At 65.9% G+C, this 13,399-nt stretch carries 7 protein-coding genes and 1 pseudogene; 4 read left to right on the top strand and 4 right to left on the bottom strand.

Annotation, left to right across the window (positions count from 1 at the left end):
* Positions 1 to 1,739: PE family protein (locus tag AC5Y7D_RS28655; protein ID WP_499929412.1), on the bottom strand; the 1,739-nt coding region annotated here is incomplete at its 3' end.
* A 652-nt stretch (positions 1,740 to 2,391) separates the two neighbouring features.
* On the opposite strand from AC5Y7D_RS28655, the gene AC5Y7D_RS28650 reads away from it, so the two are divergent.
* The 3 genes and pseudogenes from AC5Y7D_RS28650 to AC5Y7D_RS28640 all read left to right on the top strand — a co-directional run.
* A complete protein-coding gene (locus AC5Y7D_RS28650) occupies positions 2,392 to 4,305 on the top strand; it encodes a PPE family protein (RefSeq protein WP_499929411.1) in 1,914 nt (637 codons plus the stop codon).
* Positions 4,306 to 4,666: 361 nt separating this feature from the next.
* The gene (locus tag AC5Y7D_RS28645) at positions 4,667 to 5,851 is read left to right on the top strand and encodes a PPE family protein (protein WP_499929410.1); all 1,185 of its coding nucleotides are present in this window, start codon (positions 4,667 to 4,669) and stop codon (positions 5,849 to 5,851) included.
* A gap of 312 nt (positions 5,852 to 6,163) precedes the next feature.
* Positions 6,164 to 6,793: pseudogene (locus tag AC5Y7D_RS28640) on the top strand (TetR/AcrR family transcriptional regulator); the annotation flags it as partial.
* A gap of 446 nt (positions 6,794 to 7,239) precedes the next feature.
* Here the strand turns inward: AC5Y7D_RS28640 and AC5Y7D_RS28635 are convergent.
* Positions 7,240 to 8,328: a methyltransferase gene (locus AC5Y7D_RS28635; RefSeq protein WP_499929408.1), complete on the bottom strand. Its 1,089-nt coding sequence runs from the start codon at positions 8,326 to 8,328 to the stop codon at positions 7,240 to 7,242.
* A 327-nt stretch (positions 8,329 to 8,655) separates the two neighbouring features.
* Between AC5Y7D_RS28635 and AC5Y7D_RS28630 the strand changes: the two genes are divergently transcribed.
* Positions 8,656 to 11,268, top strand: a complete 2,613-nt coding sequence (locus AC5Y7D_RS28630) for a PE family protein (RefSeq protein WP_499929406.1) — start codon at positions 8,656 to 8,658, stop codon at positions 11,266 to 11,268.
* A 504-nt stretch (positions 11,269 to 11,772) separates the two neighbouring features.
* Here AC5Y7D_RS28630 and AC5Y7D_RS28625 read toward each other — a convergent pair.
* Both AC5Y7D_RS28625 and AC5Y7D_RS28620 read right to left on the bottom strand, forming a co-directional pair.
* Positions 11,773 to 12,192: a lipocalin-like domain-containing protein gene (locus AC5Y7D_RS28625; protein ID WP_499929404.1), complete on the bottom strand. Its 420-nt coding sequence runs from the start codon at positions 12,190 to 12,192 to the stop codon at positions 11,773 to 11,775.
* A 92-nt stretch (positions 12,193 to 12,284) separates the two neighbouring features.
* Entirely contained in the window at positions 12,285 to 13,328 is a 1,044-nt protein-coding gene (locus tag AC5Y7D_RS28620; protein ID WP_499929403.1) for an alpha/beta fold hydrolase, read from the bottom strand.
* Between the last annotated feature and the right edge of the window lie 71 nt (positions 13,329 to 13,399).

Raw genomic sequence — 13,399 nt, 5'->3', positions numbered from 1 at the left:
CCGTTACCGAATAACCACCCTCCCGCTCCGCCGTCGGATCCGGTCCCAGCAGCCGCGTTGGCGCCGTTGGCGCCGTTGCCGATCAGGGGCCGCCCGGTCACTATCTGTACGGGCTCGTTGACCGCGGTGAGTATCTGTTGCTGCAGAGTGTGCAGCGGCGACGTGCTGGCAGGGGCGTTGGATCCGTCAAGGCCCAGCAGTAGCCCGCTGACGCCGCCGGTGCCATCAGTACCGATGGTCGCGCCGTTACCGCCATTGCCGCCATTACCGCCGTTGCCGATCAGGAGGCCGCTGCCACCGGCGCCCCCGGCCCCGCCAGTGCCACTCGCCGCCGCGCTGGCGCCGCCGTTACCTCCGTTCCCGCCGTTGCCGATCAAGCCGGCTGCGCCGCCGGTCCCTCCGGCTCCGCCGGTTGCGCCCGGGATCAGGTCGGTGGCAGCACCGCCGGCTCCGCCGGCCCCGCCGGAACCGAACAGCAGGCCTGCTTTGCCCCCTGCCCCCCCTGTCCCCCCGCCGGAGACTCCAAACCCGCCGGCCCCGCCGGTGCCACCGGCACCGAAGAGTAGGCCGGCGTCACCGCCGGCTCCGCCGGCTCCGCCGATCGCGCCTGCACTACCGAGCAAGCTTTCACCTCCGGCGCCGCCCGCGCCGCCTGCGGCGCCGAAGGAGAGCAGGCCGGCGTCGCCGCCAACCCCGCCGGCCCCGCCGAGGGTGCCGGTTCCGCCCGCGCCGCCGGCCCCACCGGCGCCGAATAGCCCGCCCCCAGAGAACAGCCCGCCGGCACCGCCGGCACCGCCGGTACCGCCGGTGCCGCCCAGTCCGTATCCGCCGGCCCCGCCGGCCCCGCCCGGGCCGAACAGGCCGCCGGCGCCGCCGGCGCCGCCGGCCCCGCCGTCCCCGCCGTTGCCCCATCCGCCTACGCCGCCGGCACCGCCGACGCCAAAAAGTGCACCGGCCCCGCCGGCGCCGCCAGCGCCGCCGATGCCGCCAGAACCTGCGACCCCTCCGGCGCCGCCCGTGCCGCCGACTCCCGCCGCGCCAAAGAGGGCACCGCTCCCGGCGAAGAACGCTCCGGCGTTGCCGCCTGCGCCACCCGACCCGCCGTTGGCGCCGGCCACCGTGGATAAGCCACCGGCACCGCCGGCACCTCCTGCTCCGATCAGTCCCGCGTTCCCGCCGGCTCCGCCGCTGCCGCCCGCGCCAACTGCTGAGTACCCACCGGCCCCGCCGGCCCCGCCGTTACCAATCAATCCGCCGGCCCCACCGGCACCGCCCTTCCCGCCGACACCTGGTGCACCTGACCCGCCTGCTCCGCCGTTGCCGACTAACCAACCGCCGGAACCGCCGGACGCTCCGGTGCCCGGGGCCCCGTTGGCGCCGTCGCCTATCAGCGGGCGCCCGGTCGCCGCCTGAACGGGCGCATTTATCGCGTCCAGCATGCTTTGCAGCGGTGAGGCAGCCGCGGCTTCGGCAGCCACGTAGGAACCGGCACCGGCATGCAACGCCGCCACGAAGTGGGAGTGAAATGCCGAAGCCTGGGCGCTCAAGGATTGGTACGCCCGACCGTAAGCCCCGAACAAAGCTGCAGTGGCCGCTGACACCTCATCGGCGCCCGCCGCCAGCAAGTCCGTTGTGGTGGCGGCTGCCCCCTCGTTTGCGGTGTCCACGAGCGAGCGAATACTGGCCAGATCCCTGGCCGCCGCGCTGACCAGGTCCGGTGCCACCACTAGATTCGCCATGTCATTGCCTTTCGTTCACAAAACGCGACAGGGCAGGCGACAGGTCGCGGGATGCCGCGTCGCGCAGGCAGCTTACGAGCACACGCGGGCAGCAATCACCGAAACCGGACCCTTCCCATACCTTCACTGAAGATAGTGTCATATGAGAGCCAAACGTCAGTTACAAACACTCAAATCTGTTCGGCCGATGTCTAGGGCAAGGCCAGGTGCTCGACGTGTCTCGACTCATCAGGATTAGGGGAGGACGCGTATGCCGTCGACCCTGCATGTCAACGCTGGTCACGTGTGTGCTGCTCGGCAGTGTCGGCCGTCATCCGCGCCGTTCCGTTCGTGCATCTCCGGCGAGTAGCACCTCGAGCATGCCGGCTTGACTCCAACCTTGACGGCCGGGATCGACCAGCCGCTGCGACTCCTCGGCCGCCTTCGTTGCCCTCCACTGACCGCTGGCGTCAGCTGTACTCGTCGCGCGGTGGAGGTCCTCGATCGATCGAAAATGTGAGGAGTGCCACAGTTATGAGGAAATCTTCACATATGTGGTCACCTTCGTTTACATTTCCTGCCAGGCGATGGTCCACGGTCGCAAAGGCAGGCGGCGCCGGTGGTTGTGCACCGGGCGGGAGCATCGCTTCGGCGACAAGTGTGAAAGGCAGCGATGAACTATTCGGTCTTACCTCCGGAGATCAACTCACTGCGTCTTTTTTCCGGTGCCGGTTCGGAGCCGATGTGGCAAGCGGCAGTTGGTTGGGATGGATTGGCTGCAGACTTGGCTTCGGCGGCGGATTCGTTTACGTCGGTGACTTGGGGCTTGGCGGGTCAGGCTTGGCAAGGCTCGGCGGCTACGGCAATGACGGACGCGGCGGCGCCCTACTCGGCATGGTTGCGTTTGGCGGCAGCGCGGGCTGCGGGCGCGTCTGCCCAGGCCAAGGCGGTGGCCGACGCGTTCGAGGCCGCGCGCGCGGCCTCAGTACATCCGTTCGCGGTGGCGGCCAACCGTACTGGCTTTGCGCAGTTAGTGCTGTCGAACATATTTGGACAAAATGCTCCGGCGATTGCGGCAGTAGAAGCCACCTATGAGGAGATGTGGGCTGCTGACGTCACCGCCATGGTGGGGTATCACGGTGCGGCGTCGGTAGCGGCCGCCGCGTTACCGGCCTGGGAGGTAGCGCAAAAAGGTTTGTCGAGTTTGCCTGGGTTGGGCCAGGTGACGAGCGTGGTCGCAGGTGCCCTCACGGCCGGTCCGCTGCAAAGCGTGTCAGGTGGTGCGACTGCGGCGCAGGCCCAGCCTTCCTTCGCCGTTAACACAGGTCTTGGGAACATGGGCAGTTGGAATCTTGGCGGTGGAAACATCGGCTCGTTCAACCTCGGCAGCGGCAACATCGGCACTTTGAACCCGGGTAGCGGGAATATGGGGAATCTGAACCTGGGCAGCGGCAACTACGGTTTTGCCAATCTGGGTAGTGGAAATGTTGGGAATATGAATCCCGGTTGGGGAAATCGGGGCAGGCTCAACTTCGGCAGTGGCAACCTCGGCAGTGGGAACCTCGGTTTCGGAAACCTAGACGGCAACAGTAATTTTGGCGGCGGAAACATCGGCAGCATCAACTTCGGAGACGGAAACCTCGGCTCCTATAATTTCGGCAGTGCTAACCGCGGCTTCTCCAACATCGGGTTCGGAAACATCGGTGACAACAACTTCGGATTCGGCAATCGTGGCTCGAACAATATTGGATTCGGGCTCACCGGCGACAACCAGGTCGGGATTGGCTCGCTCAACTCCGGCAGCAATAACCTGGGTTTCGGCAACTCGGGAAGCAACAACGTAGGGTTTTTCAACTCTGGCGACGGCAATTTCGGCTTTTTCAACTCCGGCAGCGGAAATTTCGGCTTTGGTAATGGCGGTGAACTCAACACCGGCTTCTGGAACTCCGGCACAATTAACACCGGTTTCGGTAACTCAGGTGAACTGAACACAGGTTCCGGCAATGCCGGTAGCCACAACGTGGGATTCGGAAACTCGGGTTCAGGCAACCTAGGATTGGCCAATGCGGGCCTCGACAATACCGGCGGGTTCAATTCGGGCGGCGCAACATTCACCAGCGGAACAAACACGGGATTCTTCAATTCGGGCGACGTAAACACGGGCTTCGGGAACGCGGGTCATACCAACACCGGCATGTTCAACTCGGGCAACCTGAATACGGGCCTGGGTAGCAACATGACGCCTGTCGGTGTTAACTCGTCAGGATTCGGCACAGGCGCTGGCAGCTCGGGGTTCAATAATGCCGGCCATGGGGCATCCGGCTTTCAGAACACAGGCGACGACAGTTCGGGCTTCCGCAATTCCGGTGATGGCCAAACAGGATTTCTCAACACCGGCCACGGCAACACCGGGATTGCCAACTCGGGCCACAGCAATTCCGGTGTCGGTATCTCGGCGTCCACAGGATTCAGCTCTGGCTTCTGGCAGTCAGGATCCAATAGCTCCGGCATTGGGAACTCGGGCACCAGGGATGCGGGCGCGTTCAACCAGGGCGACAACCAGTCTGGGATTTTCGGACAGAAGTGAGCGGTGTTAGGAATGACAAAAGATCCGGCGAGGAGCCACCGCGAAGCTGCGTTGCAATGCTGATCAAACGCCACCGCGATTTTCCGAAGACCATGTGGCGCGCTGCCCCACCCCCCCGAAGCGGGTCCCGATCCCGCTGGGCAGCCGCCACATTCAAGACGATGTGGCGTGCTGCCCACCCCGAAGCGGGTCCCGATCCCGCTGGGCAGCCGCCGCATCGTCGCCGTTGAACGACCCACTTGGTCGAAGGACTTGACTGTGCGGTGTCCTGCGGGGTCCGGCCGTGGGCTGGATCGCCGTGCAGAGAACGCGATGAATCAGTGTAGGTGCCGTTGAATCGGCTGGCAGAGTTGGAGATGCGATGATTTTGGATTTTGCGTGGTTGCCACCAGAGATCAACTCGGCGCGCATTTTCGCCGGGGCCGGGTCTGGCTATTTGCATGTGGCTGCGGCCGGATGGGAGGGTCTGGCAGCAGACTTGGCGGCGTCGGCGTCGTCGTTTGATTCGACGGTTACCAGTCTGGTCGGAGGTTCGTGGGGCGGGCCGGCGTCGGCTTTGATGGCGGCTGCAGCGACACCGTATGTGGAATGGTTGAGCCTGGCGGCGTCGCAGGCCCAGTCCGCAGCTGGGCAGGCGCGCGCCGCGGCGTCCGCGTTTGAAGCGGCGTTAGCGGCGACGGTGCATCCGGCGATGGTGACGGCTAATCGGGTGTCGTTAGAGACTCTGATTGCGACGAACTTTTTGGGGCTCAACACTCCGGCGATCTTTGCCAACGAGTTCGACTACGTGGAGATGTGGGCCCAGGATGTGGCCGCGATGGTCAGTTATCATGGCGGCGCCACCGCGGTGGCTGCGAGCTTGACGCCGTTTGCCGTACCCCCGGCCGACCTGGCCGGGTTAGCCGCGAACGTTGGTGCGCAGTTGAGCGGCCTGGCGACGTCGGCATCTGCCGCGGCGAGTCCATTGATAGCCGGAACGTCCGCGATGGTGCCAGAAGTGCTTGCCGGTGTGCAGTCCGCGGCTGCGGCGCTGCCGCTTTCTTCGCTGTCATCGTTAGTCCAGTTTGCCGCGATGCCTGCCAGCATGCTGATTGGCCCGCTCATGCAGGTCAGCCAGGGCGCGGGTATGGGCACAGCCGGACTGGCGGGCGCCACCCAAGGAATCGCTGACGTGCCGAAACTTGTCGGGGACCTCACTGCGGGGGGCAAGGGGCTTGGCGCCGGCGCCGGCCTAGGGGCCATGTCGGCAAACCTGGGTAGCGCCCGAATGGTAGGGGCGATGTCGGTGCCTCCGACCTGGCAAGGATCGATGCCCAAGGCGATGGCCAGCACGGCCATGTCGGGGCTGGGAGCCAACGCGCCCGAACTCGCACAAGCGGCAGCTGCTGCTGGCGGTATGGGTGGTGGCATGCCAATGATGCCCATGCCGATGGGAGCAGGCGGTGGCGGGGCGGGAATGCCCAGCGCGATGATGGGCCGCGGCGGCGCAAGCCCGCATGTCGTGCAAAACCGCCCAAGCGTGATCCCCCGCACCGGCGTCGGATAGCTCTCCGGCCACAGACAGGACGCCGGTTGCGCGCCCTCGGCGGGCGGTGTTTGCTGCCTGCGCTGCGATCGGCCGAAGATGGGTACCGGAAGCTAATCGCTGGCCAGCGGGCGCTGCGCCCGGCTAGATGCTCAATGAGCCCCCTCGGCGTGGCCAGCGCTGAGGCGCCACGATCCACAGTCTGAGGGCGGTCCCCAACGTGGGGGCGAACGGGGGTTAAGCGGCCCGTTTCCTCCAGGCTTATGAGGGATTATTCAGAACCGAGGTACACTGTGCTGTGGTGTTCGTCGCCCTAGACGGGGGGAGCTAACAGTGGCAGAAGTCGACAATCCATCCAACCGCCTGCAAAGGCGGAAGCAGCGCACCCGCGCTGCCCTCATCGCGGCCGCGCAAAGGTTCATGGCCGCTGGCAAACTCAACGTGCCTATTCAGGACATCAGCCAAGACGCGGACGTCGGAGTGGGCTCGTTCTACAACCACTTCGAAACCAAAGAAGAGCTGTTCGAGACGGCCATGAACGAGGTGCTCGACGCCCACGGGGCATTGCTCGACGCGCTCACCGCATCAATTGCCGATCCGGCAGAAAGGTTCGCTTTCAGTTTCCGGGTGACTGGACGGATGTTTCGTCAGCCCGAAAGCCGCATCGTCCTCAATCACGGATTGGCTCTGATCAACGCAGACCGAGGGCTCGCGCCGCGCGCCCAGCGTGACATCGCGACCGCGGCGGCTGCCGGCAGACTTCTGGTGGCAGATCCGAAACTGGCGATGGCTGTTGCCTCGGGAGTGATCCTGGGCTTGGGCGAATTGCTGCAGGCCGAACCGGACCGCGACGCTGCGCAGACTACCGACCAAGTTGCAGAAGACTTGTTGAGGATGTGGGGGATGTCTGCGGCCGAAGCTCACCGTTTATGCAGCTTGCCGCTTGGTGATGGCCTCAGTCAGTTGCAGGCGGCAGTTCAGCCCCCGTCGTCGCACCCGGCAGCCGAGTACTCCTCTGCGAACTCCGAACACCGAGTCGGTATCGACGACAAAGTGCTTTTCCTGTCACCAGGGGAGTTCGATCAGGCCAACTGACGCCGCCAGTCAACGTTGGCGGTAGGAGCTTTGTCTGCGGCGCCGGTGCTAGACCTGTCGGTCGCCCGAAATGCGGTGGCGCGATGCATCCGCCCGCGGCATCCCCGCCCGACCCACAAGTCGACGACGGCAAAAGCCGGTGCCGCAGGCGGCCGGTAGTTGCTCGGTAATTGATGATTTCTTCGTACTAGATATGAAGTTCAAACGTCGTTTTGGGTACGTTCGTTCAGGTCAATCGCAGGGTGTGTTAGGCGTCGAACTGCCGTCCGAGACCTGCAAGGGGTCGCGCCGCTTGCCGCTGGGAGATGTGATGTCTAGATCGCCATCCCCTCGATGACGACAAAAGGTGATGCTGTGTTAACCACCCGCGTCAAACGAAAGCCCGAACCCGCCAACAGTCGCTCGTACTCGGCGGCGGTGCGCTCGCGGGCCGAACCAAGGACCAACATTTCCAGGTCCAACCATTTGCCCAGGGAGTCGCGACTGTGCGCGGGGATTACCTGCTCGACGATTAAAACCTTTTTGCCGACGCCGGCCGCCAGGCGCACGTTGCGAAGGATCCGCAACGCTTCGTCATCGGGCCAGTCGTGAATGATGAGCTTCAACACGTAAGCGTCGCCACCGCTTGGCAAGTCTTCGTTGAAGAATGATCCCTCTGCGATTTGTATTCGGTCAAGTACGGAGTGTTGCGAGAGGACAGCCGGCGCACCGGCGACGACTTGCGGCTGGTCAAACAGGATGCCGTGCGCCTTCGGCGTCGCGGCCAAGATTGCGGCCAGCAGTCGACCGTGTCCGCCGCCGACGTCGACCACGGTCCCAAACTCGCTGAAGTCATAGGCATCGACGACAGGTGCGACGGTGAGTTCGGAGGTGCACGTCATGGCACGGTTGAAAATTGCCGCCAATTCTGGTTCATCAGACAGATAGTCGAAGAACGCCTTTCCGCGTAGTTCCTCAACCACGCCATGGCCGCTACGGATCGCTTGGGTGAGCAAGTTCCAGTGCTCGCGTTCCTGTGAATTGCCGACCCATCTGGCCATTGCGGCCACCGACTGCCTTGCGTCACTACGAAGCGCATCTGCGAGCGGGTTCAAGGCATAACGGCCGTCGCGATGCTGCCGAAATATGCCGCGTCCGATCAGCGCCCTGAGGAGTCGGCCGACGGCGTCGGCGTCGGCGCCTACCGCGGCAGCCAGCTCCTCGACCGATAGGGGACCCTTCGCTAGCGCATCGGCGATACCGAGGTCGGCGGCGGTGGCGATTGCCTGCGCTGACCATGCCGCCAGAATCATCTCCAGCAACGCTGCCGGAGGCGGAATCATTCGCTGGCGGAGGAGAGCGAGGTGGTGCCGAGCGGCTTCGCCCACCCAAAACATAACTGAATAAATCTTCATTTTGATCATGGAGACAGCATGGCAGATCAGGTGAAGCTGGTGCTAGTCACTCGCCATATCGGCACCGCGCGCTGGGTTGGTGGTTTGTGGCCTCCGTGCACTCGGCAGTACTCCTTCGCTCAACTTGGGGATGAACTGATCGTTCGCTCGAGAGTGCGGGCTGTCGTACCTGATCGAAGCCCCTATAGGAAGGACCCTCAAGGGCGATAGCGAGGCGCTTTGCTGAAGAACTCTTCAGAAAAGTGCACAGAATATTTCATCGTATGTGATGATTTCATCATAAATCTGCCGGCGCGACGCCGCACGGCCTGAGACGGTCTATGAGAGGAACTGACGATGTCATACGTGATGGTGACGCCGGAGATGATGAGCACCGCGGTAACCGAACTGGGCAACGTTGGATCGGTGATTGGTGCTGCCAACGCCGCTGTGGCAGGTCCGACGACAGCTATCGCGGCTGCCGCCCAGGACGAGGTTTCGGCTGCCATCGCAGCCCTGTTCTCCACCCAGGCGCAGCATTATCAAGCGTTGAGTGCGCAAGCTGAGGCCTTCCATCAGGAGTTCGTCTCGGCGCTCAGTGCCGGCGCCAGCGCCTATTCCAGCGCCGAGACCGCCAGCGCCTCTCCCCTGCAACAATTTCTCAGCAGCGTAAACGCAGCTTCGACGGCGATCAGCGGTCGACCGCTGATCGGCAATGGCGCCGACGCCGCACCAGGGAGCGGGCGCGATGGCGCGGCCGGGGGCTGGCTCATCGGCAACGGTGGAGCGGGCGGATCAGGGACGGCTGGGGTCGCCGGCGGAAACGGCGGAGCCGCGGGGTTCATTGGGAACGGGGGGGCCGGCGGAGCGGGCGGTTTGGGCAATCTGTCGGTGCTGGAGGGCGGGGCGGGCGGACACGGCGGCGCCGGAGGCTGGTTGTGGGGCACGGGTGGCGCGGGTGGGGCCGGCGGCGGCGCCACGTCGATGTTCAGTACCGGTGGGACGGGCGGAACCGGCGGCGCCGGCGGACTGTTCGGCGCGGGCGGCGTTGGTGGGTCTGGCGGATACGGACAAATGAACGGAGGAACTGGGGGTGCGGGGGGGACCGGCGGGCTGCTCAGCGGGCTGGTCGGCGCCGGCGGTGGAGCGGGCGGTGTCGGCGGCGAATCTCAGACCGTCGGCGGTGGTGGAGTTGGGGGCGCCGGTGGTGACGGCGGTCTGTTTGCCGGTGCCGGCGGGTCCGGCGGGACGGGCGGTGCCAGCAACGGTGGCCAGGGGGGTGTTGGCGGGGCGGGCGGCAACGGCGGTGGGTTGTTCGGCAACGGAGGAACTGGCGGCACCGGCGGCGCAGGAGCGGAAACCGGCCAGACCGGCGGCGCGGGAGGTGCTGGCGGCAACGGTGGTGCCTTAGTTGGCAACGGTGGCGCCGGCGGCGTCGGTGCGTTCGGAGTTGCTCATGGTGGGGCTGGCGGCATGGGGGGCTATGCGGGGTTAGTGGGTAACGGCGGGATTGGCGGAGACGGCGGATTCGCCTTCAGCGGTGTGGGTGGGGGCGGCGGGGACGGCGGCAAGTCCGGCTTGCTCCTGGGCAACGGCGGGTCCGGCGGACAAGGCGGTGTCAGCGGCACAATGGCCGGTGGCGCCGGAGGTAATGGCGGCGCCGGCGTGCTGATCGGTAACGGCGGCAACGGCGGTACTGGCGGACTGGGCACCACCATCGGCGGCACGGGCGTCGGCGGCGCCGCCGGCGCGGTGCTTGGTCGCGACGGTTTCAACGCGGGACCCAGCAACTCCACTTGGCATGTCCTACAACAAAATGCGCTTGCTGCGATAAATGCGCCCTTTGAGGACCTGAGCGGACGGCCCTTGGTCGGGAACGGTACGCCCGCGGCGCCAGGTAGCGGAGCTGACGGCACACCCGGAGGCTGGCTCCTCGGTGACGGCGGGTCTGGCGGAAGCGGCGCGGCGAACCAGAATGGCGGTCACGGTGGCGCTGCAGGTTTGTGGGGCACCGGGGGCACCGGGGGCACCGGCGGCGCGGGCGGCAGTGCGACTAGCGGAGGAACGGCCGGCGGCGGCGGGGGTGCGGGCGGGTGGCTGGCTGGCAACGGAGGAGCCGGCGGCACCGGAGGATTCAATCAGAGCGTCGGTGGGGCCGGTGGGGTCGGTGGGGCCGGTGGGGCAGGCGGGTTGTGGGGCGCGGGTGGTGACGGCGGCGTCGGCGGCCGAGGCTTCGCGGGCGGCACCGGCGGGTCCGGCGGTTCCGGCGGTCTGCTCGGCGGGCTCGTTGGTGCCGGTGGCGGCAACGGGGGTGCCGGCGGAACTGGGGCTTCAGGCGGCGCCGGCGGAGACGGTGGCGCCGGCGGAACTGGCGGTATGTTCGCCGGCGCCGGGGGTACCGGCGGCACTGGCGGACATGTCCGCTCTGGGACGGGCGGGGCCGGCGGTGCCGGCGGCCATGCTGGCGCGTGGTTGGGCACCGGCGGCGCCGGCGGCACCGGCGGCAGCGGCCCCGTCGGCGGCGGAGTCGGCGGCGTGGGCGGTGATGGAGGCGCTCTGTTCGGCGACGGCGGCACCGGCGGCGGCGGTGGCGCCGGTGTCGTAACGTTCGTAGGCTTCGGGCAAGGTGGCAGCGGCGGGTCCGGAGGCGCCGCCGGCATGTTCGGCTGCGGCGGTGGTGGCGGCGCCGGTCAATCAAGTGTCGGGGCCGCAGCACCCGGCGGGGATGGTGGGGACGGCGGCACGGCCGGCTTCCTGTTGGGCAACGGCGGCTCAGGCGGAGCCGGCGGCGAAGCCCGCCAGTTTTCCGGGTTGAAGGGTGGTATCGGAGGTAGCGGCGGCAATGCGGTGCTGGTCGGCAACGGCGGCAATGGCGGCAACGGCGGAATCGGCCCGACCCCAGGAGACCCGGGAACCGGCGGAAAGGCGGGAAGCCTGGCCGGCGAGCAGGGCATCGACGGGCAACCCTAGGCGTCCGTAGCCGCCGGCATTCCGGTTGGCCGTAGCCGCGGGTGCGGCGGCCTTGGCGCCCACTGCTGACGGGGTGGCAGTCACGTGAACGGCGGCGCCGGCGGGGCGGGCAAACGCAAGCGGCGCCGCGACGCTAGGCAGCCGGGCAGCACCGGAATTGACGGCGGTATCGGAAAGAGCCGTTCACTGCAACTCCCGGCGCGCTGCAACCCGAGGCCGAACCGCGGTGCCCATGAAATACATCGCTCGGCGCTGCCGGTCTTCCCCACCCGACGCGGTTTGTGATCTGACCGATCGATCTCGATCGCGGTAGTCAGGCCGCGGAAATGCTTTTATCCGCTCGCTGGTCGGGGTCACGGCCCGGCCGCCGGATGTGGACGAGCCGAAGCGGGTCCACATCCGGGGCAGCGACCATTGCGAATATCGACATGCGGTTGAAGACACCGACACGGGGCTGCGGTCAAGATGGGGCTGGCACTGGTGGGTGCTCATCCCGCGCCGTGGTCAATGCACAGCGCATGATTGGGCGCGCGCCCACACCAGAGTCGCTCGTATGGTTACCTCGCCGGCAGGTACGTCGGCCAGCAGAGTGAGCCGATCGTCGTCGAGGGTTCCGCGGCGCAGCTGCGTCGTATTGAGCCAGTCCGGTATCAATGAGACCGCCACGTCGTGATGGATCACACCGCTCTGCTCGTCGACCCGGTAGGGGCCTCCGTAAGCGAGGTAGTCTCGCGTGTCGGCTGATGGGGGGCTGGCGTGGTTTCGCTCACGCCGCATGATTTGCGCCGACATGTATTGGTCGTGCGTGTACACGATCAGCCCGACGGCGTCAGCGCCCAGTGGATAAAACGTTGCGTCGTCGTGGGTGCTCTGAACCGTGTATGAGACCAGTTGCCAGGCACCGACAATTCTCTTGCTGAGCATCAGCCACCCTTAATATGTAGTGTTCAATGTCGGCGAAGTGGGACCGGGACACGGCGGTAGCGGTGGCACTTCGGCCAGAACGTGGGTCGACGCTAGAGGCTCGATGTGTGGGCCGGTGTCGAAAACACTTTGTCGCAGAATTCAGCCACAACGTGGGCCGTTTCCTGTGGCGCCTCGAACGGCCAGAAGTGCCCGGTGTCGAACAGATGCAGGTCGCTACCGGGTGGCAGCATGCCCAGTAGCGCTGGGTCTTCGTAGAACTCTCGTGGCTGCAGGGGATCGTGGGCGCCCTGGAGCAACAGCACCGGAGCCGTCCATGACCGGATCAGCCGCGTGCGCCGGTCCACCCATTCCTGGCGAAACGATGATGAGTGGAAGTACCGGGGTACCGCGGTCGCGATTCCCGGGTAACTGAACTCCGCGGCGGTGCGCAACAGGTCCTCTTGGGCGACTGGCCGTTCGGTGAGCCATGAATAAACTGTCAGGGCGAAGCGGCGGGCCTCAGTGAGCATGGCCGGCGCATCTGGCGACTGCATCAGTTGTTGCTGGGGGTGCAGACTTGGGTGTAGATGCCAGAAGTGTTGCTGGCCACGGCCGTAGCCGCGGACACGGTCACCCATCGCTGCCACGAGGTGGTCAGCGACGGGGGTGCCACGATCGTGAGTGATCAGGGCGAATTCGTCGATTTGCAGCGTGTCGAGCAGGGCGCCGAGCTGTTGAGCAACGCCGGCTTGTCGGTAGTCGCCGCTCTTTTTTTCGGACTGGCCATAGCCTTTGAGGTCGATGGCCACGCAGTGGTAGCGCGCACTGAGGGCCTCCAAGACGTAGTGCCATTGCCACCATGAGTCGGGCAGCCCGTGCAGAAACACCACTGTGGGGTTTTCGGGGGACCCAGCCTCCACGAGGTGCCAGCGGACCGTTTCGCTGTCACCGGGCGCATCGACGAATCTGTGCACGACGGTGACGTCGCCGAGCTTTTCGGTCTCACCGTCATGATTGGGTTGGGTCGGTGCCACGTCGCCCAGTGCCGTCACGGTTTGCTCGGCGGCTAGTATCGCGGCACCCAAGCCGTCTTGTAGGGCGTCGGTAATCCGTTGCGGCGGTTCGGTATAGCTGAGGTCAGACATCGTCGTCATTCTTTCGTTCCCTTCGTTGTTTGGAGATCAGGTTGCGTTGGAGTGGGTTGCGGTATGCCGCTGCAATAGCG

This window comes from Mycobacterium sp. NGS49, from assembly GCF_059812565.1.
The sequence above is the reverse complement of the archived record's forward strand: the minus strand, read 5'-3'. Positions and strand labels throughout refer to the sequence as shown.